This is a genomic window from Bradyrhizobium sp. NBAIM08, from assembly GCF_020193935.1.
Lineage (GTDB): Bacteria > Pseudomonadota > Alphaproteobacteria > Rhizobiales > Xanthobacteraceae > Bradyrhizobium > Bradyrhizobium yuanmingense.
On record NZ_JADYVR010000546.1, the window covers coordinates 1 to 431 of the forward strand.

Consider the following 431-nt stretch of genomic DNA (forward strand, 5'->3'; position numbering starts at 1 on the left):
TGGCAGCACAGTCTTCAATACGCTCGTTCGAGGAAATTACATTGGAGTAAACAAAGACGGCGATCAAGACCTCGGCAATAGTGCGAATGGTGTTTTAATCAGCGCGGGAGCCGTAGCGACAATCATTGGCGGTTCGACAAGCGCTGCGCGAAATGTCATCAGCGGTAATGGTTCAAGCGGGATCGGAATCGTCAACAGCGACGGTACGATCCTCTCAGGAAACTACATCGGCACGAATCAACTCGGATCCAGTCCGATTGGCAACGTTACAGGCATTTCACTCGTTCATTCGCAAGCCAGCGTACTTGGCGGTACAACACCTGGTGCAGGCAATGTCATTTCGGGTAACAGCGGCTACGTAGTAACGCTGGGCGGAATCACTTCGCTGGTCGCCTACGGCAATACGATCGGACTCGATGCCGCAGCCACAC

Annotated in this window: 1 protein-coding gene; it reads left to right on the forward strand. The window is 53.4% G+C overall.

The window, feature by feature from the left end; all coding sequences use genetic code 11:
• A partial coding sequence (locus tag I6F37_RS40870) for a hypothetical protein (RefSeq protein ID WP_225154504.1) occupies window positions 1-431 on the forward strand: 431 nt, incomplete at both ends.